Genomic DNA, 22,055 nt, shown 5'->3' on the forward strand with positions numbered 1-22,055 from the left:
GTACCTTAGCTCCCTGATAGTCAGGGGCCAAACGAAATAGCCGCAGCAGTGGCCACGAACACGATCTGCAGGACCGTGCGCTGCGGAAGCGGGGTCACCGCGCGTCCGGCGAGGGTGAGCCCCCGGCGGGCGGCCGAGACGTTGGCCGGGAACATCGCGAGCAGGAGCAGGCCGAGCCCGGCGGCGGCCAGTCGGGCGGTCGCCGGGATCAGCAGCCCGACGGCGCCTGCCAGTTCCAGCACGCCGGTGAGGGTGACCAGCAGGTCCGGTCGCGGCAGGCCCGGCGGGACCATCGCGATCAGGCCGGCGCGGCGTCGACCGGCGAAGTGCGCGAGACCGGTCACCACGAACAGCAGCGCCAGCCCGACCCGTAGTGCGGGGTGCCAGCCGTCGAGGGCGGCGACGCCGGCCAGGCCGGCCAATCGGGCCAGGGTGGTGCCGACGATCAGGGCGATCAGGGGTGCCATCGGAGTCCTCCTCGAAGAAACTTGTCAGTGACAAGATTGCGAGACCGGATGGCATCTTGTCAATGACAAGATAGGGTTCGGGCATGACCGAGACGCGCGCGTACCACCACGGCGACCTGCGCCGCGCCCTGCTCGCCGCGGCCCTGGAGGCCATCGAGGAGGTGGGGCCAGCCGCGCTGAGCCTGCGCGACCTCGCCCGTCGTGCCGGCGTCTCACACGCCGCGCCCGCACACCATTTCGGCGACAAGGCGGGCCTGCTCACCGCGCTCGCCGCTCAGGGCTTCGACCTGCTGGCCCAGGCGTTGGTAGCCACGCACGACGACTTTCTGGAGGCCGGTGTCGCGTACGTCGACTTCGCCGTCACGCACCGCGCGTACTTCGAGGTGATGTTCCGGCCCGAGCTTCACCGGGCCGACGACCCCGAGCTGATCGCCGCACGGGAGCGTTCCGGTGCCGCGCTCCGCTCCGGAGTGGCCGCTCTGTCCGGCGGCGGTGGTCCGGTCGACACCGACCGGGACGCGCTCGCGGCCTGGTCGATCGCCCACGGCTTCGCGACCCTCTGGTTGTCGGGTGCCCTACCGGAGCGCGTCGGCGGCAACCCACGTGAGGCGGCCCGCGTCGTGCTACGCCGACTGTCGGCCTGAGAGCACCCGCCCGCGGCCTTTCACGGTGTCGATCATGGAGCATTCTCTAACCGGCTTGCACGGCTGAACGCGCCGGAATCGACGTGAAATTCCACGTTGACTAGTGCGATCCACCGAGGTGGGAAATTCCAGGCTTGATTCGCGGCCGAGCATTCCCTCCAGGCGCATCCCGCGCCTGGAGGGAATGGCATTCAGGCTTGTTTCGGCGACACGTTCGCCGCGAAGCTTCCCCTCATGTTCCCGGGTGGGGAGAAGTTCGCCACGATGAACGTCTCGTAGTACTCGGCGCCCTGACCCGCGACTCGCCCTATGCCCACCTTGGTGCTGCCTTTCCACACCGTTGCGGTGAAGTGACCGACGACCCCGGAGTGGGGGCCCTCCGGGCTGGTGAAGTTGAAATTGTCGACCTCGCTGTACCAGTCGGAGGTCGCTCCGGCTGCCGCTCCCGGCGTACCCGGAGTGGATGTGGCCTGCCAGGCCGCATTCTCGCCGTACTGCTGGCGGTCGAGACCGTCGTGGCTGATCTGCCCGGCCGCGGACATCTTCGCCGCCCGCGACTTGGCATATTCCACCAGTTGCGGGTCGAGAGTGAGCGGTGGCGCCCCGTGCTGCGCCCGGTAACTGTTGATCTGACTCAACGCTTCCTGGAGAAATGCCGGGTCCGTGTGGTCCGCAAACGCTTCGCGCATGATTTCTCAACTTTCGCCGAGGAATTGTTTCGGGCGCCCGCCACATCTTGTCACGGTTCAATCACACGCGGCAAGTGTGCTCACCACAATGTCAGTCATCGAGTTGGCTGGCCGGTGTAAATCTCATCAATATGGTGCTATAGCGGAATTGTTGTGTCCTATTAGCGACATCGAAATCCTGTCGTTCGATACTCCCGTTGGAAGCAATTTGCAGCGCGATCCCGATCGACCGGGTGTCACCAGAAGTCGCATTACTCCGGCAACACGGACGGCAGGGCATGGACGTGTCCGCCCGGCAGAAGGCGGTGAACAACCCCACGCCCGTGTCCACCAGGCTCGCAAAGAGCGCGCTGTCACGATCTTGAGAACGTGGAACTCCTGGCCAGACTGCCGCCGGAAGGCGGGACGCGCGTCACCAACTGGTGGGCAGGGGCATTCCCTCGGTGAAACCGGCGGCGCTCTGCACGCCGACGATCGCCCGCTCGTGGAACTGCGTCAGGTTGCGTGCGCCGGCGTAGGTGAACGCGCTGCGTACCCCGGCGATGATCTCGTCGATCAGGTCCTCGACGCCGGGCCGGGTGGGGTCCAGATACATCCGGGCCGAGGAGATGCCCTCCTCGAACACCGCCTTGCGGGCCCGGTCGTAGGGGCTGTCGTCGGCGGTGCGGGCGCTTACCGCGCGCGCCGAGGCCATCCCGAAGCTCTCCTTGTACCGCCGGCCGTCCGGCTCGGTGTAGAGGTCGCCGGGGGACTCGTAGGTGCCGGCGAACCAGGAGCCGATCATCACGTTCGACGCGCCGGCGGCGAGCGCGAGCGCCACGTCGCGGGGGTGCCGGACGCCACCGTCGGCCCAGACGTGCCGGCCCAGCTCACGGGCCGCCGTCGAGCAGTCGAGCACTGCGGAGAACTGCGGCCGACCCACCCCGGTCATCATCCGGGTGGTGCACATCGCGCCCGGCCCGACACCCACCTTGATGATGTCGGCGCCCGCGTCGACCAGGTCGCGGACGCCCTCGGCGGTGACCACGTTGCCGGCCGCCACCGGTACGCCCGGGTCCAGCTTGCGGACCGCCCGCAACGCCGAGATCATCCGCTCCTGGTGACCGTGCGCGGTGTCCACGACCAGCGTGTCCACACCCGCCTCCAGCAGCGCGGCGGCCTTGCCTGTGACGTCGCCGTTGATCCCGACCGCCGCCGCGATGCGCAGCCGACCCCGGTCGTCCACGGCAGGCGTGTAGAGGGTGGCCCGTAGCGCGCCCTGCCGGGTCAGCACACCGACCAGCCGGCCGTCCGCGTCCACCACCGGGGCGAGTCGGCGTCGACCGGCGGAGAGCCTGTCGAAGCCGGTACGCGGGTCCGCGTCCGCGGGCACGGTGTGCAGCTCGGTGGACATCACGTGCCGCAGCTGGGCGAACCGGTCCACGCCCAGGGTGTCCGCCTCGGTGACCACACCCATCGGCCGACCGGCCTCGTCGACCACTATCACCGCGCCGTGCGACCGCTTCGGCAGCAGGTGGATGGCGTCGCCGACGGTCTCGGTGGGGCCCAGGGTGATGGGCGTGTCGTAGACCAGGTGCCGCTGCTTGACCCAGGCGACGACGTTCGCGACGACCTCGATCGGGATGTCCTGCGGGATCACGGCGATCGCACCGCGCCGGGCCACCGTCTCGGCCATCCGCCGCCCGGCGACCGCCGTCATGTTCGACACCACAAGCGGAATGGTGGTGCCGGTGCCGTCACCGGTCGACAGGTCCACGTCCAGCCGGGAGCCGAGGTCGGAGCGGGCCGGCGCCATGAAGACGTCGGTATAGGTCAGGTCGTGCGCGGGGGCCGCGCCGTGAAGGAACCGCACCTGGCCATCATTCCCGGCTCCGGCCGCCCGCGCCCACCTCGGTGCCGCAAACCACCCCCGTCGCACTCCCGCCGGCGGGATGAAGTATCCGGGCCTGGGGCAAAGCCCTCAGGAGATGGTGCAGATGGGCGCCCCGGCGGTGATCACGGCGCCGACCTCGGCGGTGAGTCCGCTGACCGTACCCGCCTTGTGGGCGTGCAGCGGCTGCTCCATCTTCATCGCCTCCAGCACCACCACCAGGTCTCCCTCGGCCACCGTGTCGCCCTCGGCGACCGCGATCTTGACGATGGTGCCCTGCATGGGAGACGTGAGCGCGTCGCCGCCGACAGGTGCTCCTGCCGTGGCCCCGCCCCCGCGACGGGTCGGCTTACGGGAGGCGGGTGCCGCGGTGGTCGTACTCCCGCCGAAGCCGGCGGGGAGGCTGACCTCGATGCGCTTGCCGCCGACCTCGACCACGACGGTGTCGCGTTCCGCCGGCGCCTCGGCGGCGCCGGCGGCGGCGGCGAACGGCGGCACGGTGTTGTGGAACTCGGTCTCGATCCACCGGGTGTGCACGGTGAACGGTTCGGCGGTGAATGCCTCGTCCCGCACGACCAGCCGGTGGAACGGCAGCGCGGTGGCCATCCCGTCGACGACCATCTCGTCAAGCGCGCGGCGGGCGCGCTCCAACGCCTCGGTCCGCGTCTCACCGACGATGATCACCTTGGCCAGCAGTGAGTCGAAGTTGCCGCCGATCACGTCGCCGGCCGAGATGCCGGTGTCCACCCGGACGCCCGGGCCGCTGGGCAGGCGCAACGTGGTGACGGTGCCCGGCGCGGGCAGGAAGTTGCGCCCCGGGTCCTCGCCGTTGATGCGGAACTCGATGGCGTGCCCGCGCGGCGTCGGGTCCTCGGTGATCCGCAGTTTGTCGCCGTCGGCGATCCGGAACTGCTCGCGGACCAGGTCGATGCCGGCGGTCTCCTCGGTGACCGGGTGCTCGACCTGGAGCCGGGTGTTGACCTCCAGGAAGGAGATCGTGCCGTCCTTGCCGACCAGGTACTCCACCGTGCCGGCGCCGTGGTAGCCGGCCTCCCGGCAGATCGCCTTGGCGCTGTCGTGGATCTGGGCACGCTGGGCGTCGGTGAGGAACGGCGCGGGCGCCTCCTCCACGAGCTTCTGGTGCCGGCGCTGCAGGGAGCAGTCCCGGGTGCCCACCACGATCACGTTGCCGTGCTGGTCGGCGAGGACCTGCGCCTCCACGTGCCGGGGCTGGTCCAGGTAGCGCTCGACGAAGCACTCGCCCCGGCCGAACGCCGCGACCGCCTCGCGGGTGGCCGACTCGAAGAGCTGGGGGATCTCCTCCATGGTCCGGGCGACCTTGAGGCCGCGCCCGCCACCGCCGAACGCGGCCTTGATGGCGACCGGCAGCCCGTGGTCGACGGCGAACGCCATCACCTCGTCCGGGCTGCCCACCGGGTCCGGGGTGCCCGGGACCAGCGGGGCGCCGGCGCGCTGGGCGATGTGCCGGGCGGTCACCTTGTCGCCCAGGTCGCGGATCGCCTGCGGGGTGGGGCCGATCCAGGTCTGCCCGGCGTCGATGACCGCCTGGGCGAAGTCGGCGTTCTCGGACAGAAAGCCATAACCCGGGTGTACGGCGTCCGCGCCGGCCCGGGCGGCGACGTCGAGCAGCTTGTCGATGCGCAGGTAGGTCTCGGTCGCGCTGTCCCCGCCGAGCGCGTACGCCTCGTCCGCGAGCGTCGCGTGCAGGGCGTCCCGGTCGGAGTCCGCGTACACGGCGACGCTGCCCAGGCCGGCGTCGCGGCAGGCGCGGATGACCCGGACGGCGATCTCGCCGCGGTTGGCGATGAGTACCTTGCGCACCTTCGTGGCTCCTCCCGGCAGGTTACTGACGGGGAGTGTATCGGCCACCGTGTGGTGGCCCTAACGATCGCTCAGTGTGGGATGGGGCACTGAACTTAGTCAAACTTGCCTATTACGCTTGCTGGGTGTCTGCGACTCGGATGATGATTCTCGGCCTGGTGCGGTGGATGCAGCCCGTGCACGGCTACGACGTGCGCCGCGAGCTGTTGAGCTGGAGCGCCGACAAGTGGGCGAACGTGCAGCCCGGCTCGATCTATCACGCACTGCGCAAACTCAGTGAGGAGGGGCTGCTCCGCGCCGTCGCCACCGAGCAGGTAGGCGCTCGCCCGGCGCGGACCACCTACGAGGTGACCCCCAAGGGCGAGGACGAGTTCGAGACGCTGCTGCGCAACTTCTGGTGGAACCTCAGCGAGCCGTCCGACCCGTTCGCGGCGGCGTTCTCCTTCCTGCCCGCCATGCCGCGCGCCGAGGCCGCCGCGGCCCTGCGTAACCGGGCCAACCTGCTGCGGGCCGGTGTCGAGTCGATGCGTGCATCCCTCGAGTCGGACTGGGTGCGTAACCGGAAGCCGGTGCACGTGGGTTGGATGTTCGAGCTGTGGGCGGCGCGGGCCGAGGCGGAGATGGGCTGGTGCGAGCGGATCGCGGAGCGGATCGACTCCGGAGTGTCGTACCTGCCTGGTGAGCTGGAGAACGTCGAGGGTTGGTCGGGGTGGAAGGACGGCCCTGAGGGCAGCCGGTCGACCACGGCGGAATAATCAACGTTGACTAGAAGAGTTATATCGCGTTAGCCTGCTGGCGGCACAGCGGGGGAGTGCGCCGTTCGGCGTCGTCCCACTCGACGGCCGGCACCGCCGGCCCGACCGACCAGGAGCAGAAATGATCGAGACCAGGGGGCTGCGGAAGTCGTTCCGCTCCCGCGCGGGTCGAGAGACGAAGACGGTTGACGCCGTGCGGGGCGTCAACCTCCAGGTCGCCGAGGGCGAGATCTTCGGCTTCCTCGGCCCCAACGGCGCCGGCAAGACCACCACGCTGCGGATGCTCGCCACGCTTATCGAGCCGGACGGCGGCGAGGCCACCATCGCCGGGGCCGACCTGCGCAAGGATCCGGCGGAGGTGCGGCGTCGCATCGGGTACGTCCCGCAGGGCGGCAGCACCTGGGACGAGTCCACCGCCCGCGAGGAGCTGGTCCTGCACGCCCGCATGTACGGCATCGGCAAGGCCGACGCGCAGCAGCGCGCGACCCGCGCGCTGGACGCCTTCCAGCTCACCGAGTACGCCGACCGCAAGTGCAAGACCTACTCCGGCGGTCAGCGCCGGCGCGTCGAGATCGCGCTCGGCATCATCCACGAGCCGAAGATCGTCTTCCTGGACGAGCCGACCACAGGCCTCGACCCGCAGAGCCGCGCCCACATGTGGGACGAGATCCGGCGACTGCGCAGCGACGGCATGACCGTCTTCATCACCACGCACTACCTGGACGAGGCCGACGCGCTCTGCGACCGGATCGCGATCATGGACAACGGCGAGGTCGTCGCCGAGGGCACACCGACCGAACTCAAGCGGGAGATCTCCGGCGACGTCGTGCTCGTCGGTCTCGACCTGGCCGCCACCCCGCAGGCCGCCAAGCTGCTCGACGGCGAGCCGTACGTCAACAAGCTGGAGACCGCCGACGAGGGCGGCCTGCGCCTCTACGTCGACGAGGGCGCCACAGCCATTCCCCAGGTGCTGCGCCGACTCGACCACGCCGGGCTGGAGCTGCGCTCGATCGAGCTGCACCGGCCCAGCCTGGACGACGTCTTCCTCACCAAGACCGGCCGCTCGCTGCGCGAGTCCTGACCACCGGAGAGACGACTCATGAAATTCGCCCGTGACACGTGGCTGATCTTCCAGCGGCAGATCCAGCTCCTGCTGCGCAACCCGGTCTGGGTCTTCGTCGGCGTGTTCCAGCCGGTGATGTACCTGCTGCTCTTCGCCCCGCTGCTCAAGCCCGCCCTGAACGCGCCCACCCAGGCCGCCGCCTACAAGATCTTCGTACCGGGTCTGCTGGTGCTGCTGGCCATCTTCGGCGGCCTGTTCCAGGGCTTCGGCCTGATCGCCGAACTGCGCGCCGGCGTCATCGAACGGTCCCGGGTCACCCCGATCAGCCGGCTCGCCCTGCTGCTCGGCCGCTCGCTGCGCGACGTGGTCTCGCTCATCGTGCAGGCCGTCATCATCACCCTGCTGGCGCTCCTGTTCGACCTGCGGGTGTTCATCGGTGACCTGCTGCTCGCGTACCTCATGCTCGCCCTCATCGCGCTCATGACCTCGGCCGTCTCGTACGGTGTCGCACTCAAGGTCAAGAGCGAGGACGCGCTGGCCCCACTGATGAACACCGTGGCGCAGCCGGTGCTGCTGCTCTCCGGCATCCTGCTCCCGCTGACCTTCGCTCCCGGCTGGTTGCAGGGCATCGCCGACTGGAACCCGTTCTCCTGGGCGGTCGACGGCACCCGCGCGCTCTTCGCCGGCGACCTGGGCAGCGACAAGGTCTGGCAGGGCCTCAGCATCACCGCGGTCCTCGCCGCGCTGGGTGTCTTCTGGGCCGCCCGCCAGTTCGCCCGCAGCGTCCGCTGACGTCTTCGACCATCGGGGTGCCCCTTGTCTGGGGGCACCCCGATGTCGTGCTGTCCGGCTGTCGGCGTTCGCTCCGTGGTGCGTGGCGTTCCGCGTTCGGTGCGTGGCGTTTCGGCGCTCGTCGCTGGTGGGCGCTGCTGGCCGGTGGTGCCGGCGCTCGCCGGCGCTGGGCGGTGCTCGCCTGTGCTGGCTGGTGCTGGGCGGTCGCGGCGGTCAGCGCACTCGGGCGAGGGTGAGGCCGTCCGCGATCGGCAGCATCACCGGGTCGACCCGTACGTCGGCGAGCACCTCGTCGTTGAAGGCGGCGATCGCCCGGTCGTTGGCGTCCCGCGGGGCGAGCACCCGCCCGCCGCGCAGCACGTTGTCGACGGCGATCACCCCGCCCGGCCGCATCCGGGGCACCAGCTCGGCCCAGTAGACCGGATACCCGGTCTTGTCCGCGTCGATGAACGCGAAGTCCAGGTGACGCTCGTGCGGCAACTCCCGCAGCGTCTCGCCGGCCGGGCCGATGCGCAGGTCGATGCGATCCTGCACGCCCGCGCGGGCCCAGTACCGCCTGGCGATGCCGGTGAACTCCTCGGAGATGTCGAAGCAGGTCAGCCGCCCGCCCTCGGGCAACCCCCGGGCGATGGCCAGCGCCGACAATCCGGTGAACGTGCCCACCTCGACGGCTTGCCGTACGCCCAGCAGCCGGGTCAGGAACGTCAGGAACGCGGCCTGCTCCGGCGCCACCTGCATGGTGGCGTGCTCCGGCAGCACCGACCGGGTCTCCTCGGCCAGATCCCGAATGATCTCGTCCGGTGGGGCGCCGTGCGCGACCAGGTAGGCGTGCAACTCGTCGGTGAGCGGGATCGACTTGGTGGTCATGAACGGACGTTACCGAGCGGCTCGACCGATTGGCCGCCAGGCGCGACAGTTGTCCACAGGTCAGTTATCTGCAGACCCAGTTCGGCGAGGAGCCGACGCAACAGCGGCATCGACAGCCCGACGACAGTCCCCGGGTCACCCTCGATCCGCTCCACGAACGGCCCGCCCAACCCGTCGATCGTGAATGCGCCGGCCACCGCCAGCGGCTCGCCGGTGGCAACGTACGCGGCGATCTCGTCATCGCTGATGTCCGCAAAATGGACAGTCGTCGAGGCAACCGCCTCCGCGCGCCGGCCGGTGACACTGTCGATAAGACAGTGCCCACTGTGCAGCACACCACTGCGCCCCCGCATCCGCAGCCAGCGCTGGGTAGCGTCCGCCGGATCCGCCGGCTTGCCGAGAATCTCCCCGTCGAACGCGAGCACCGAGTCGCAGCCGATAATCAGCGTCCGCTGCCCGGTCCCGGTGCTGGCCGTCTTGCCGGTTTCGTTGCGGGTGCCGGCCGTGGTTCCGTTGCCGGTGTTGGCCGTGCTCCCATTGCTGGCCGTGTTTCCGGTCGCGGTGTCTTCGTTGGCGCTGGTGGCCGGACTCAGTCGGGCCAGCACGGCCTGCGCCTTGAGCCGGGCCAGTTCCAGGCACAGATCCTCGGCCCGGTCGGTCACGACCACGGATTCGTCCACCCCGCTGACCAGCACGTCCGGTTGGATGCCAGCGGCCTGTAGAGACTTGCGACGAGCAGGGCTGGCCGAGGCGAGCACGAGGCGGAGCGGCAGAGAATCAGACACCAGCCCGACGTTACCGGCTCACCACCCACCACACCGGTCCACCCGGCCGCCCGTCGCGCTCTCCCGCCCCGCCGCGCGACGCCATGCCCTTGATCCACTCGACTTCCTGGAGATCGCGGTATCCCACTCGCCCGGACACCCCGATATCAAGGAACCCGAGTCGATCAAGGCGTGCCGGCCCGATCAGCGACTGATTCTGGGTGGCGGATCATCACTGCGCCGACGGCGCCGCGCCACCAGCGCCCATCCGGCGCCAATGGCCGCGATCGCAGCCAGGGTGGCCAGGCCGCGGACTTGAGCGCCATCATCGCCCCCACCAGGCCGAGCATCGTCCGTCGCGGTGGGGCCAGCGCCGGCCGGAGCGCTGACCGACTCAAACCCCAACGGGGGTACGTCCGCCGTCAGCGCCGCGACAAGATCGATCACGCCGTACCCGTACTCGTCGTCCCGGCCAGGCGGACCTTTGTCGATGGCCGTGGCCGTGAGCCGATGCGCCACCTCCTGGGCCGGCAGGTAGGGGTACTTCGACCTGATCAACGCCGCCGCCCCAGCCACAATCGCCGTGGCGTCAGATGTACCAGTGCCTCTGCGGTACTTGCCGTTAATGCTCGTGCTGTAGATGTCGACCGCAGGTGCAACCACATCAATCTCAGGGCCGGTCACCGAAACTTCGGCATGAGTCCCGTCGCGGCCTATCCCTCCGACAGCGATCACCCCTGGATATGATGCTGGAAATCCAACATGCTGCTCCCGTGGGTTATTCCCAGCTGCTGCGACAATTAGAATATTCGCTCGCATCGCAGCATCTACAGCTCGTTGCAGATTCAGGCTTGGTCCAGAGACCGAAGAGATGCTGATAATATCCGCCCCTTTTGTGGTCGAATATTCGATGGCAGTGGCAAGGTTGTCGCTGTCACCCTGCTCATCTAACATTTGAATCCGGATGGGAAGAATGCTGGATTCCGGAGCGATTCCAAGTGCCCCCGAGTTTCCGCCACTTCCATGTGCTGCGATTAAGCCTGCCATTCCCGTGCCGTGACTGCTGATATCGGTGTGGCCGTCACCGGTTTCTCCCGAGATGACGTCACTGCCGGGCAGTAGGTTCTTCTGTAGATCGGGGTGTCTCTCTACGCCCGTGTCTGGCACGGCAACCATAACTCCGCTCCCGCGGCTGATCTTTTGGGCTTCAGAGGCGTGAAGATACTTCAGATGCCACTGGTCGTCGCGGATCAGATGGGCGTTGTTCGGCTCGGGGGAAGCATAAGCTGGTAACGAGAAATGCAGTGTGACGAGCGTGATGCCAAGACTAAGTAGAAGCGTCCAAGAGGCACGCGGCCTACCTATCGAACCCGATTGCCGGGCCGGGGTCGATCGGCTTGTGCGTGTCCGGGGGACGGACCACCGGGTCAACACCCTTATCTGTCTCCCATGGATTATCGGGGTCCCAGCGACGTGGTTCGCTGCGATCTTCCTGAGAAGTTGGACGAGTTGCGTTGCTAGGCGCTGGGGTGGCATTCGGCATACCGCCGAACGGCGGGAATCCCTGCGGGAGGCCGAGAGCGCGGCCAGCGCCTGGCCGGGATCCAGCTCCGCCGGTAGGTCCGGTTCCGGCACCTCCGCCGCCAATTACCCCACCAACTGGATTGATGCGGCGAGGTGATGTGCCGGCAGTCGGGGCTCCTCCAATCAGCCCGCCGGGTGGCGAGGGGCGTTGTGGTGCAGTGGGGAGCATGTTTGGCGGTGTGGCAGTGCCTCCCCTCGGACGGTTCGCTGAATATTCGCCAGATTGAGGAAGGGGCAAGTCAGCGGTTGGTGGCGCGCCCGGTCGAAGCGGTGCGATAGCAGGACCAAGTGCTGGAGTCGGATGCGTCGGTGGCGTCGGTGCCAGACCCAGACTAGCGATCCCCGAAGTGCCCGCTAGTGCACCGCCAGCCGAACCCAGGACCGGCCCAGTAACGGGAGAATTTGATGTAACGACAGGCTGCATAGTCGTGTGGGAACGTGCTGCGGAAGGCGTTCGCGCAGGCACGGCCACGATTGGGGGAATAATCGGGGCGGCTGTTCCGCCGTATACGTCTGAGTTCGCCTGGTCGGCGACCGGTTTAGATGTTGGCGGGGGTGGTGGTTGGCGGAGGGTGACTTGGGCTTGTTGGAGTTCACCGCTGAGGTTGAACATCATGGACCGCGCTTGAACATTCAGCCGTTCCAGATCGCCGTCCGTCACCGGCGACTCGACCACCCGGTTGCCCATGATCGCCTTCGGGTCGGCGGCTGTGGCGTCGTACGCCTGCTTCTGGTGGAGCTTGGTCGCGTACTCCTCGTGGATTTTGCGAAGCTCGGCGCGGGTGCTGCCGATGGCCTGGGTGGCGGCGGACAGCGCGGCGTAGTTGGCGGCGGCGGCGTCGTGGGTGTGCCGCACCTTGGCGATCAGGTCGTCGAGTTGGGCTAGGTACGTGCCGGAGGCGGCGCTGGTTTCCGGGGGCCACGCTTCGGCGAGTCCACGCCGGTACTCCTGGAGTCGGCCGAGGTGGATCTGGGCCAGGTCGCAGACCTTGCGCCAGCCGGCGACCTGTTTCCAGTGGTTGGTGGTGTCGTGGTCCTGGAGGCACGCCCACATGCTGTTGACGTCCATCAGGTGCCAGTTGGTCTGGTCGCCGGTGCGGCCGTTGCCCCGTTCGATCATGGCAGGACCACCGGCCTCTGGCTCTCGGGGCCGGTGGGGTCGGTCAGCATCGGTGTCCGGCCGCCGGGCAGGACGGCTCCCGGGTCGGCCAGGGCCCGTTGGACGTCCACGGCGCGAGCGGCGGAGAAGGCGTCGCTGTCGGCGTACTGGGTGGCTACCCGGTCGGCGGCGGCGGCGAGGTGACCGGTGGCGCCCCGGACGGCGTACACCATGTCGGCGGTGGCCTGCTGCGTCTCGTGGTGGGCGTGCAGGAAGGTGACCAGCTCGATGAACGCGTCGCAGGGGTTGGGCACCTGAGCGGACATGTCATCGGCGATGTACGACAGGTGGGGCGCGTAGTTGCTCTCGACCTCGGCGGCGAGCCGGTCGGCGAACTCGCGGAGCTGGCGGATGTCGGCCTCGATGCCGCCATAGCCGCGCAGCCAGGGGGCCGGCTGGTCCTCTTCGGGGATCATCGATCCTCCCTATCCGTCACGACACCGTTTCCCTGAGTGAGGTTAACGGCTGGACGCCACTCTGGCAGCCCCCGCGTGGCGGGTCGGTCAGCGGGGAAGGCCTGAGGTGCGCCAGGTGTCGCGCCCGGCCGGCCGTGCACTGCGGGACCACGCGGACGTGGTCGCCGGAGCGGGGGCGGCGGCCGGGCGGGACCGCACGATGAGCGCACCGACCAGAGCGGCCAACTCCTCGGCGGTGGGCACGCCGCGAACGACCCGGAACAGGGGCTCTTCGGCAGACATGCCGCCAGCGTACGCGGCCCGAAGTCGTCCGAGGCGCACAGTGGCGTGCCGGCGGTGTGAGCGTCGGCGGGTCCGGGTACCGTCTCACCGATGTCGAACGCGCTTCCCCAACTCGTCGCTGACCGATACCGGCTTCTGTCGCCGCTCGGCCAGGGTGGCATGGGTCGGGTGTGGAAGGCGCGCGACGAGGTGTTGCACCGGGACGTCGCCATCAAGGAGTTGGTGCCGCCTCCCGGCCTCACCGACGAGGAACGCCGCGAGATGCGGGAGCGTTCGCTGCGCGAGGCGCGGGCCATCGCCCGGCTCAACCACGTAAACGTGGTTCGCATCTTCGACGTGCTGCGCACCGACGGCGATCCGTGGATCGTCATGGAGTACGTGGCGTCGAAGTCGTTGCAGGACACCCTCGCCGAGGACGGGCCGGTGTCGGTGGCCCAGACCATCGAGATCGGCCTCGGGGTGCTGGGCGCGTTGAACGCGGCCCACAAGGCTGGCGTCATGCACCGCGACGTCAAGCCGGGCAACGTGCTGCTGGGCGACGACGGCCGGGTGGTGTTGACCGATTTCGGTCTCGCCACGATCCCGGGCGATCCCAACGTGACCCGCACCGGCATGGTGCTCGGTTCGCCCGCGTACATCTCGCCGGAGCGGGCGCGGGAGGGCACCGCCGGTCCGGAGGCCGACCTGTGGTCGCTGGGCGCGACGCTCTACGCGGCGGTCGAGGGCAAGTCGCCGTACGCGCGGCCGTCCGCGATCGCCACGCTGGCCGCGCTGGCGACCGAGCCGATGCCGCCGCCGAAGAACGCCGGCCCACTCAAGCCGGTGCTCAACGGGCTGCTCCAGAAGGACCCGAACGAGCGGATCACCGCCGAGGTGGCCGAGCGGTTGCTGCGCCGCGCCGGGGGCAAGCGGGCGCGGGGGATCTCGCTGCTCGATGGCGTACGCCGGCCGGGGCCCAACGGTCCGCGCGAGCCGCGACCGCCGCTCGTGCCGGCGCCGCGCCCCGCCGAGGAGAGCGCGGCCCGCCCGGTGTCGCCGCCCGCGCCGCGTACCCCGCCGCCGGTCGCCGCCGCTGCCGCTACGCCCGCTGTCGACGCCACGCCGACGGAGGTCGTGCCGGCCGACGCCGACCCGACGGCGGCGGTACCGGCCGAGCCGACCGCGAAGATTGACCGCCCGTCCGAGGCCGAGCCGACCGCGACGGTGGCGGCCGCCGACGACAAACCCGATGACGGTACGACCCAAGCCGACGACGACGAGCCGACGGCCGTCGACGGGCCGCCGGTGGCACCGGAGCAGCGCAAACCGTCGACTCCCACGTCGGTGATGCCTCCGGTGGGCCCGGCCGGGCGCGCGCCGGTGCCGGCGTTCGACGGTACGAAGCCGAACAACACCCGCCGCAACGTGCTGATCGGGGCGCTGGTGGCCCTGCTGCTGATCGGCCTCGTGGTGATCGTGCCGATGCTGACAAAGGGCGACGACAACGAGACGCCGCAGGTCGCCCCGACGACCGGGGCGGCCGTGACGTCGGCCCCGCCGCAGTCTGCGGCTCCGACGGCATCGTCGCCCACGGGCGCGCCGAGCGCTACGCCGTCGGCTACGCCCTCGGCCGACCCGAACGCGCTGCCGGCGGGTTGGAAGCTGTACCGGGGGCCGACTTTCTCCATCCCGCTTCCACCCGGCTGGAGCGGCCGTCAGACCAGAAAGGACACCTTCGTCTTCAACCAGCCCAACGGGCCCGGCATCATGCTGATCCAGTGGACCCCCACCCCGAAGAAGGACGCGGTCGCCGACTGGAAGGCGATCGAACCTGACCGTCGGGATCTGGTCTCCAACTACCAGTTGGTGGGCAGCATCAAGGCTTGCGACTGGTACCGGACCTGCGCCGACTGGGAGTGGTTGGAGACCCGGGACAACACCCGCATCCACGTGCGCAACCGGGGCTTCGTAACCGCCACCAACAGGGGTTTCGCCATCCGGTGGGAGATCGCGGAGAAGGACTGGCAGGCCAACCTCGCCAACTTCGACCAGGTCGTCAAGGGCTTCGTGCCCGACCGCAGGAACTGAGTGCCGCCGCGAGATCCATTCGCATGTTCTTGCGTCGTTCGGGGTATCTGATCTCCAACGACGGAGGGAGGTGCGACATGAGCTACCGATACAGGAGCGCCCGGCCCCGGCTGGCACTGTGGATGCTCGTCGCACTAGGCGATGTGGCACTGCTGCTGATCAGCGTTGGGCTTCCGGTACTCGTCGCGCTGTTGGGCGTCGTTGCCATCACCGTTGGCGCGGTGGGCGTCCGGCGGCTCAGCCGGCGGGACGCGCTGGTCCGCGAGGATGTTCCGGTGATGGTGCCGGCGATGAGCCGACGGCGGGCCTGACCCGTACGCGGTGGCGTGGCGGCAGCCGGACCGATTGTCGACCGTGTGGTGACCGTCGATCCCGCTGCCGCCAACCGCCCGCTCAGGTGTTGTTGGCCAACGCGATCAGCCGGGTGCGGTCGCCGTTCCAGTAGTTGCGGTCCACATTGCCGCTGATCCCGGAGACGGCGCCGCTGCTCGTGTACTGCCAGAAGCTGTACACCGAGGCGCCGGCCGGCAGGGCGCCAGGCGTGCTCGACCAGCGGGCCAGCCAGAGCGGGTGGTTGGCCCACGGGCCGGTCCAGCTGCCCGTGCACTGGTTCCACCAGCTCGTCGTGGTGTAGATGACCGCGTACCGGCCGGTGCGGGAACGGTAGGTGTTCAGGAAGTCCTGCACCCAGTTGCGCATCCCGGTGGTGCTCAACCCGTAGCAGTAGCCCCCGCTGTACGGGTTGGCCTCGATGTCCAGCGCCGCCGGGAGGGTGCGGCTGTCCGCCGACCAGGCGCCGCCGTTGGACGCCAGGTAGTTGGCCTGCGTCGAGCCGGCGGAGATGTTGGGCCGGGCGAAGTGGTACGCGCCGCGGATCACCCCGGCGTTGTACGAGTTGACGTAGTTCGCGTTGAAGGCGGAGTCCTTGACGCTTGTGCCCTCGGTCGCCTTGATGAAGGCGAACTGGATGCCCGCGTTGCGGACGCTCGTCCAGTTGATGGTGCCCTGGTAGTGGGAGACGTCGACGCCGGGCGTGGTGGCCGCCGCCGCCGGGCCGGCGGTCGCGACCAGTGTCGCCGCCGCGGTGGCGAGGACGGTGAGGCCGGCCGCGAGCGCGCGGCGCAGCGATGATCCGGTACGGGCCATGAGTGCCTCCAGAGAAGCGGTCTATTGACGACCATCTTTGGAGGTAACTGCCCTAGATCACAAGAGTTGTTGAAGAAAGTTTCATCGACGGCCGTCGTTCCTCCTGGTGACCGGAGCCGGAACAGTCAGCGCAGGGTGGCCGGGTCGAGCTGCCAGCGGAAGGGTTCGACCACGGTCAGCGTCTCGCCGGGCTTGGCCACTGGTCCTCGACGTAGTGCTCGCCGTCCAGCCGGAACAGCCGCAGCGAGTGACCGTCGCCGTCCTGCTCGACAAGCAGGTACCAGGGGATCCGCGCGATGGCGTAGAGCTGCATCTTGACCAGTCGGTCGGCGGCCGCGTTGCCGGGCGAGACGACCTCACCGACAAGCGTCACCTCGGTAGCCTCCACCACCGTGCCCTCGTCGTCGGTCTCCGCGACGACCAGGTCCGGGATCGCAATCCGATCCACCCCGAGCCGTACGTTTACCGCTCTGAAGACCGCGAGGCCGCCTGCGGCACGCTCGACGTGGTCGGCCAGGCGGCGAGACACCAACTGATGCCGCTTGCTCGGGACCGGGCTGAGGAGCAGGCTCCCGTCGAGCAGTTCGATCCGGTCCGGCGTCTCACCGAGAGCGAAGTAGTCGGCCTCGGTCCAGGGGCCGATGTGGTGTTCCAAGGGCACCGGTCTCATCTGCTATCACCTCAGTTCCCGCTCAGTCTGCTGCGTCACGAGCCGGTGCCTCGCGAGCGACACGGAACGCCGCCGGTAGGCTCGCGCCCCATGATGTCGATCGACGGGCTGGACGATCTGTGGGACACGCTGTTCGGCGCGCAGCCGGACCCGCCCCCGCTGCTGGTGCTGATAACCGCAGCAGTCGCGCTGGTGGTGGTGTCCACCCGGCTGCCGTGGCGGATCGCCCGCAACGCCATCACCATCGCGCACGAGGGCGGGCACGCCCTGGTCGCGCTGCTCACCGGCCGCAAGCTGCGCGGCATCCGGCTGCACTCGGACACCTCCGGGCTGACGCTCTCCGCCGGACGGCCCACCGGACCGGGCATGATCCTCACGCTGCTGGCCGGCTACGTCGCCCCGCCGCTGGTCGGGTTGGCCGGCGCCTGGCTGCTCGGCGGCAACCGGATCACGCTGCTGCTCTGGGTGGCGGTGGTGCTGCTGCTCGCCATGCTCGTCATGATCCGTAATGCCTTCGGCGTGGTATCGCTGCTGGTCACCGGGGCGGTGGTGCTCGCCGTCTCGTGGTACGCGACGCCGCAGGTGCAGGCCGCGTTCGCGTACGCCGGAGTGTGGTTCCTGCTGCTGGGCGGGGTGCGACCGGTGGTCGAGCTGCAACGGCTGCGCGCACGAGGCCGGATGCCCGCCTCCGACGCCGACCAGCTCGCCGGGCTGACCCCGTTCCCGGCGTTCTTCTGGGTGGTCCTCTTCGCCCTGGTCAACCTGGCCGCCCTGGTAGCCGGCGCGCTTCTCCTCACCGGCTCGATCCTCACCGACGCCGGTCTGACGCTCTGACCGCGACGACCGGGCCGGGCGACCCGGGCACGGCCGCTGGGTCGACAACGGCCGCGCCGGGCCGAGGCGGGCAGAATGAGGTCATGCGATACGTGATCATCGGGGCGGGCGCGGTCGGCGGGACCATCGGCGTACGGCTGGCGGAGGCCGACCGGGACGTGACACTTGTGGCGCGCGGCGCGCACCTGGACGCGATCCGGGATCGCGGCCTGACGCTGCGGCAGCCCGACGGTGACGTGACCGCCCGGCTCGCCGCCGTAGACGGTCCGGGCGACCGCCCCCTGCCGGCCGACACGGTGCTGGTGCTCACCGTCAAGTCGCAGGACACCGAGGCCGCGTTGGCGACGTGGGTGGACGCGCCGGTCGCCGGTGGTGGCACGGCCGGCGAACGGCTGCCGCTGCTCACCGCGCAGAACGGGGTGGCGAACGAGCGGGCCGCCCTGCGGCTCTTCGCCGACGTGCACGCGGTCTGCGTCTGGCTGCCCGCCACCCACCTGGACCCGGGCGAGGTGGTGGCCAACGGGCATCCGCACCCCGGGATGCTCCACCTCGGCCGCTACCCGGGCGGCGCCGACGACACCGACCGGGCGATCGCCGCCGACCTGACCGCCGCGGGCTTCGTCGCGCCGGTGCGGGAGGACGTGCTGCGCTGGAAGTACGGCAAGCTGCTCAACAACCTCGGCAACGGCCTCCAGGCGCTGCTCGGGCGGGACATCCCGGACGCGCTGGCCGAGCGGGTACGCGCCGAGGGTCTCGCCGCGCTCGCCGCCGCGCGCATCCCGCACACCTCCCCGGAGGAGGAGGCGGCCGAACGCGGCGATCTGGTCCAGCAGCGCCCGGTCGACGGTGCGGACCGCTCCGGCGGCTCCACGTGGCAGAGCCTCGCCCGGGGCGCCGGCTCGACCGAGGTCGATCACCTCAACGGAGAGGTCGCGCTGCTCGGGCGGCTGCACGGCGTACCGACACCGGCAAACGTGGCCGTGCAGCGGGCGGTACGGCGGGCGGTCCGGGAACGGATCGCGGCCGGCGCGTTCCCGCTCGCCGAGCTGGAGAAGATGATCGCCTGACCGGGGCAACCGAGGGCCCCGCCCGGCGCGTGTTCCCTGCGACCGACACGGGGAGGTAGCGGGTGCCGGACGTCGACGGGTTCGACGAGTTCTACCGGGGGAGCCGACAACGGCTGCTCGGCTTCGTCTACGCCCTCACCGGTGACCGGGTCGAGGCCCAGGACGCGGTGCAGGAGGCGTACATCCGGGCCTGGCAGCGCTGGTCGACGATCAGCGGGTACGACGACCCGGAGGCATGGGTGCGGGTGGTGGCGAGCCGCATCGCGGTGAGTCGCTGGCGCAGCCTGCGCAGTCGCGCCCGCGCCTACCTGCGGCACGGGGCCACCGAGACCGTTCCCGGGCCGGGCACCGACACGGTCGAGGTGGTGGCAGCGCTGCGTCGACTGCCCGAGGAGCAGCGCACCGCCATCGCCCTGTACTACCTGATGGGCATGCCGGTCGCCGAGGTGGCGCGGGAGACCGCCGCCCCGGTGGGCACGGTCAAGGCCCGGCTCTCCCGCGGGCGGACGGCGCTCGCCGGCCTGCTCGCCGTCTCTGACCTGGAGGAGGCCACCGATGCGTGATGACGACCTGGCATTCGTCGAACGGGTCCACCGGGACCTGCGTGACGTCACGTGGCCGGAGCCGGAGGAGATCCGGGCGGCGGCACGCAGGCGTAGGCGTCGCACTGCCGCGTTGGCGGCGGTCGCGGTGCTCGCGGCGGTGGCCGGCCCGGCGTACGCCCTGAAGGACCGGGCGGAGCCTCCGCCCACGGCGGCGACGCGGGTGCCTGTCGACGCCAGCCCCGCCCGGGCGGAGATCCCACTCGACTCCCTGCTGGCTGTCACCGAGGTGCCGGTGAAAAACGCCGTGCAGCTCGGCGACGCCGGCCTCGGTGAGACCGTCCGACTGGATCCGACGTTGCAGAGGTGCGGCGATGACCGTGGCGTGGCGGCGGTGCCCGCGTACTCCCGTTACTCCCGGTCGCAGACCCTGTTGTCGCCGACGAGGGACGGCAGGGCACCCGCCCGGGTCGAACTCAGCCAGGACGTCTACCGGCTGGATCCGCTGGTGAGCGCGCGACTCTTCACTCACCTGAGGGCGCTGCTCGACGCCTGCCCGGAATGGCATGTCGTCGAGAACGTCGTCTCGGCGGGCGAGACGACGCCGAACGAGAGCAAGCACGCCTGGGAGACGGCGGCGAGCAGCTTCGCCGGTGACGAGTCGATTCTGGTGCGGCACGTGCCGTTCGCCCCGCGTGGCCCGGCCTCCGGAAGGACGCTCCAGCGCTCAACGCCGGTGGGGATGACAGTCGTGGTCCGGGTCGGTGACCTGGTAACGGTGCTGGTGCCCGACCCGGGCCTGGGCCTGGGTGACGCGGATCTCGAAGCGCTGGGCCGCACGGCCGCCCAACGACTGTGCCCCGCCGCCAACCCGGCCTGCTGACCGATCAGGGGGCCGGCGCGATCAGAGCGGGATGTTGCCGTGCTTCTTCGGCGGCAGGGTCTCGCGCTTGGTGCGCAGGACGCGGAGCGCCCGGACGATCTGGGTGCGCGTCTCGTGCGGCGGGATCACCGAGTCGACATAGCCGCGTTCGGCCGCCACGTACGGGTTGGCCAAGGTGTCCTCGTACTCGGCGATCTTGTCGGCCCGGACCGCGGCCGGGTCCTCGGCGCCGGCCAGCTCGGAGCGGTAGAGGATGTTCACCGCACCCTGCGCGCCCATCACGGCGATCTGCGCGGTCGGCCAGGCGAAGTTCAGGTCGGCGCCGAGGTGCTTGGAACCCATCACGTCGTACGCCCCGCCGTACGCCTTGCGGGTGATCACGGTGACCTTCGGGACTGTCGCCTCGGCGTACGCGTAGATGAGCTTCGCGCCCCGGCGGATGATGCCGTCCCACTCCTGGCCGGTGCCGGGCAGGAAGCCGGGCACGTCCACGAAGGTCAGCACCGGGATGTTGAACGCGTCGCAGGTGCGCACGAACCGGGCGGCCTTCTCGGAGGCGGCGATGTCGAGCGTGCCGGCGAAGTGCATGGGCTGGTTGGCCACCACACCGACCGGCCGGCCCTCCACCCGGCCGTAGCCGACGACGATGTTCTGCGCGTAGAGCGGCTGGACCTCCAGGAACTCCCCGTCGTCGAGGACGTGCTCGATGACCGTGTGGATGTCGTACGGCTGGTTCGCCGAGTCCGGGACCAGCGTGTCCAGCTCGCGGTCCTCGTCGGTGATCGTCAGGTCGGCGGCGGCGTCGAAGACGACAGGCTCGTCGAGGTTGTTCGACGGCAGGTACGACAGCAGGGCCTTGACGTAGTCGACCGCGTCGTCCTCGTCGCTGGCGAGGTAGTGCGCGTTGCCGCTGCGCGTGTTGTGCGTGCGGGCCCCACCCAGCTCCTCCATGCCGACGTCCTCGCCGGTCACCGTCTTGATCACGTCGGGGCCGGTGATGAACATGTGTGAGGTCTGGTCGACCATCACCGTGAAGTCGGTGACTGCCGGGGAGTAGACCGCGCCGCCGGCGCAGGGCCCCATCACCAGCGAAATCTGCGGGATGACCCCGGAGGCCCGGACGTTGCGGAAGAAGATCTCCCCGTACAGGCCGAGCGAGACGACGCCCTCCTGGATGCGCGCGCCGCCGGAGTCGTTGATGCCTACCACCGGGCAGCCGATCTTCATGGCGAGGTCCATCACCTTGACGATCTTCTCGCCGAAGACCTCGCCGAGCGAGCCACCGAAGACAGTGAAGTCCTGCGCGAACACGCACACCTGCCGGCCGTCGACAGTGCCGTAGCCGGTGACCACGCCGTCGCCGTACGGGCGGTTGCGCTCCAGCCCGAAGGCCGTGGACCGGTGCCGGGCCAGCTCGTCCAGCTCGACGAAGGAGCCCTCGTCGAGCAGCATCTCGATCCGCTCGCGGGCGGTCTTCTTGCCCCGCGCGTGCTGCTTCTCGACCGCCCGCGCCGACCCGGCGTGCACCGCCTCGTCGACCCGGCGCTCCAGGTCCGCCAGCTTGCCCGCCGTGCTGTGGATGTTGGTCCCGGTCTCGGTAGTCACCCAGGGAATATAACGATGGTTCAGGTCGGCGCGTCTGTGCAGTACGC

The 22,055-nt window shown here is 69.8% G+C and carries 22 protein-coding genes and 1 pseudogene; 11 read left to right on the plus strand and 12 right to left on the minus strand.

Going from position 1 to position 22,055, the window contains the following annotated elements; translation table 11 throughout:
- Positions 1-20: 20 nt before the first annotated feature.
- On the minus strand, positions 21-467 hold the full coding sequence (locus ACLQ26_RS17830) for a DoxX family protein (protein ID WP_425745459.1): 447 nt from the start codon (positions 465-467) through the stop codon (positions 21-23).
- Between the two features lie 83 nt (positions 468-550).
- Here ACLQ26_RS17830 and ACLQ26_RS17835 point away from each other — a divergent pair, with 83 nt between their 5' ends.
- Positions 551-1,111 (plus strand): TetR/AcrR family transcriptional regulator, encoded by a 561-nt coding sequence (locus ACLQ26_RS17835; protein WP_425745460.1) that lies wholly within the window; start codon positions 551-553, stop codon positions 1,109-1,111.
- Positions 1,112-1,302: 191 nt separating this feature from the next.
- Here the strand turns inward: ACLQ26_RS17835 and ACLQ26_RS17840 are convergent, their stop codons facing one another.
- The 3 genes from ACLQ26_RS17840 to ACLQ26_RS17850 all read right to left on the minus strand — a co-directional run bounded on the left by ACLQ26_RS17840 (position 1,303) and on the right by ACLQ26_RS17850 (position 5,512).
- Positions 1,303-1,800 carry a CAP family protein gene (locus tag ACLQ26_RS17840; protein WP_425745461.1) on the minus strand — a complete coding sequence of 166 codons (498 nt, stop codon included), beginning with the start codon at positions 1,798-1,800 and terminating at the stop codon, positions 1,303-1,305.
- A 412-nt stretch (positions 1,801-2,212) separates the two neighbouring features.
- Positions 2,213-3,652 (minus strand): GuaB1 family IMP dehydrogenase-related protein, encoded by a 1,440-nt coding sequence (locus ACLQ26_RS17845; protein WP_425745462.1) that lies wholly within the window; start codon positions 3,650-3,652, stop codon positions 2,213-2,215.
- Positions 3,653-3,760: 108 nt separating this feature from the next.
- Positions 3,761-5,512, minus strand: coding sequence for an acetyl/propionyl/methylcrotonyl-CoA carboxylase subunit alpha (locus ACLQ26_RS17850; RefSeq protein WP_425745463.1), 1,752 nt, complete (start codon positions 5,510-5,512; stop codon positions 3,761-3,763).
- Positions 5,513-5,652: 140 nt separating this feature from the next.
- Here ACLQ26_RS17850 and ACLQ26_RS17855 point away from each other — a divergent pair, with 140 nt between their 5' ends.
- The 3 genes from ACLQ26_RS17855 to ACLQ26_RS17865 all read left to right on the plus strand — a co-directional run bounded on the left by ACLQ26_RS17855 (position 5,653) and on the right by ACLQ26_RS17865 (position 8,122).
- On the plus strand, positions 5,653-6,267 hold the full coding sequence (locus ACLQ26_RS17855; protein ID WP_425745510.1) for a PadR family transcriptional regulator: 615 nt from the start codon (positions 5,653-5,655) through the stop codon (positions 6,265-6,267).
- Between the two features lie 121 nt (positions 6,268-6,388).
- A complete protein-coding gene (locus tag ACLQ26_RS17860) occupies positions 6,389-7,348 on the plus strand; it encodes an ATP-binding cassette domain-containing protein (RefSeq protein ID WP_425745464.1) in 960 nt (319 codons plus the stop codon).
- A gap of 18 nt (positions 7,349-7,366) precedes the next feature.
- Entirely contained in the window at positions 7,367-8,122 is a 756-nt protein-coding gene (locus tag ACLQ26_RS17865; protein WP_363678449.1) for an ABC transporter permease, read from the plus strand.
- 213 nt (positions 8,123-8,335) lie between these two features.
- On the opposite strand, the gene ACLQ26_RS17870 is transcribed toward ACLQ26_RS17865, so the two are convergent.
- The 3 genes from ACLQ26_RS17870 to mycP all read right to left on the minus strand — a co-directional run bounded on the left by ACLQ26_RS17870 (position 8,336) and on the right by mycP (position 11,073).
- Positions 8,336-8,989 carry an O-methyltransferase gene (locus ACLQ26_RS17870; protein ID WP_425745465.1) on the minus strand — a complete coding sequence of 218 codons (654 nt, stop codon included), beginning with the start codon at positions 8,987-8,989 and terminating at the stop codon, positions 8,336-8,338.
- Positions 8,986-9,774 carry a Maf family protein gene (locus tag ACLQ26_RS17875; RefSeq protein WP_425745466.1) on the minus strand — a complete coding sequence of 263 codons (789 nt, stop codon included), beginning with the start codon at positions 9,772-9,774 and terminating at the stop codon, positions 8,986-8,988. The genes ACLQ26_RS17870 and ACLQ26_RS17875 overlap by 4 nt, the downstream gene beginning before the upstream one ends.
- Before the next feature lie 183 nt (positions 9,775-9,957).
- Entirely contained in the window at positions 9,958-11,073 is a 1,116-nt protein-coding gene (gene mycP, locus ACLQ26_RS17880; RefSeq protein WP_425745511.1) for a type VII secretion-associated serine protease mycosin, read from the minus strand.
- A gap of 847 nt (positions 11,074-11,920) precedes the next feature.
- On the opposite strand from mycP, the gene ACLQ26_RS17885 reads away from it, so the two are divergent.
- The gene (locus ACLQ26_RS17885; protein ID WP_425745467.1) at positions 11,921-12,223 is read left to right on the plus strand and encodes a hypothetical protein; all 303 of its coding nucleotides are present in this window, start codon (positions 11,921-11,923) and stop codon (positions 12,221-12,223) included.
- Positions 12,224-12,453: 230 nt separating this feature from the next.
- On the opposite strand, the gene ACLQ26_RS17890 is transcribed toward ACLQ26_RS17885, so the two are convergent.
- On the minus strand, positions 12,454-12,912 hold the full coding sequence (locus tag ACLQ26_RS17890) for a hypothetical protein (protein ID WP_425745468.1): 459 nt from the start codon (positions 12,910-12,912) through the stop codon (positions 12,454-12,456).
- Positions 12,913-12,999: 87 nt separating this feature from the next.
- On the minus strand, positions 13,000-13,194 hold the full coding sequence (locus ACLQ26_RS17895) for an acyl-CoA carboxylase subunit epsilon (protein ID WP_425745469.1): 195 nt from the start codon (positions 13,192-13,194) through the stop codon (positions 13,000-13,002).
- A gap of 90 nt (positions 13,195-13,284) precedes the next feature.
- On the opposite strand from ACLQ26_RS17895, the gene ACLQ26_RS17900 reads away from it, so the two are divergent.
- Entirely contained in the window at positions 13,285-15,261 is a 1,977-nt protein-coding gene (locus ACLQ26_RS17900; protein WP_425745470.1) for a protein kinase domain-containing protein, read from the plus strand.
- A 77-nt stretch (positions 15,262-15,338) separates the two neighbouring features.
- Positions 15,339-15,572: a hypothetical protein gene (locus ACLQ26_RS17905; protein ID WP_425745471.1), complete on the plus strand. Its 234-nt coding sequence runs from the start codon at positions 15,339-15,341 to the stop codon at positions 15,570-15,572.
- Between the two features lie 82 nt (positions 15,573-15,654).
- On the opposite strand, the gene ACLQ26_RS17910 is transcribed toward ACLQ26_RS17905, so the two are convergent.
- Positions 15,655-16,407 (minus strand): GH25 family lysozyme, encoded by a 753-nt coding sequence (locus ACLQ26_RS17910; protein WP_393293471.1) that lies wholly within the window; start codon positions 16,405-16,407, stop codon positions 15,655-15,657.
- 125 nt (positions 16,408-16,532) lie between these two features.
- Positions 16,533-17,077, minus strand: a pseudogene (locus tag ACLQ26_RS17915) (Uma2 family endonuclease).
- A gap of 90 nt (positions 17,078-17,167) precedes the next feature.
- Between ACLQ26_RS17915 and ACLQ26_RS17920 the strand changes: the two are divergent.
- The 4 genes from ACLQ26_RS17920 (at position 17,168) to ACLQ26_RS17935 (ending at position 20,403) form a co-directional block, all read left to right on the plus strand.
- Complete coding sequence (locus tag ACLQ26_RS17920; RefSeq protein WP_425745472.1) at positions 17,168-17,911, plus strand: M50 family metallopeptidase; 744 nt, start codon at positions 17,168-17,170, stop codon at positions 17,909-17,911.
- A gap of 83 nt (positions 17,912-17,994) precedes the next feature.
- Positions 17,995-18,978 (plus strand): ketopantoate reductase family protein, encoded by a 984-nt coding sequence (locus ACLQ26_RS17925; protein WP_425745473.1) that lies wholly within the window; start codon positions 17,995-17,997, stop codon positions 18,976-18,978.
- Between the two features lie 62 nt (positions 18,979-19,040).
- Positions 19,041-19,541 carry a SigE family RNA polymerase sigma factor gene (locus ACLQ26_RS17930; RefSeq protein ID WP_266248870.1) on the plus strand — a complete coding sequence of 167 codons (501 nt, stop codon included), beginning with the start codon at positions 19,041-19,043 and terminating at the stop codon, positions 19,539-19,541.
- Positions 19,534-20,403, plus strand: a complete 870-nt coding sequence (locus tag ACLQ26_RS17935; RefSeq protein ID WP_425745474.1) for a hypothetical protein — start codon at positions 19,534-19,536, stop codon at positions 20,401-20,403. Before ACLQ26_RS17930 ends, ACLQ26_RS17935 begins: the two co-directional genes overlap by 8 nt.
- 21 nt (positions 20,404-20,424) lie before the next feature.
- Here ACLQ26_RS17935 and ACLQ26_RS17940 read toward each other — a convergent pair whose 3' ends face one another.
- The gene (locus tag ACLQ26_RS17940) at positions 20,425-22,008 is read right to left on the minus strand and encodes an acyl-CoA carboxylase subunit beta (protein WP_425745475.1); all 1,584 of its coding nucleotides are present in this window, start codon (positions 22,006-22,008) and stop codon (positions 20,425-20,427) included.
- Between the last annotated feature and the right edge of the window lie 47 nt (positions 22,009-22,055).

This window comes from Micromonospora sp. DT43, from assembly GCF_049841645.1.
Classification (GTDB): domain Bacteria; phylum Actinomycetota; class Actinomycetes; order Mycobacteriales; family Micromonosporaceae; genus Micromonospora.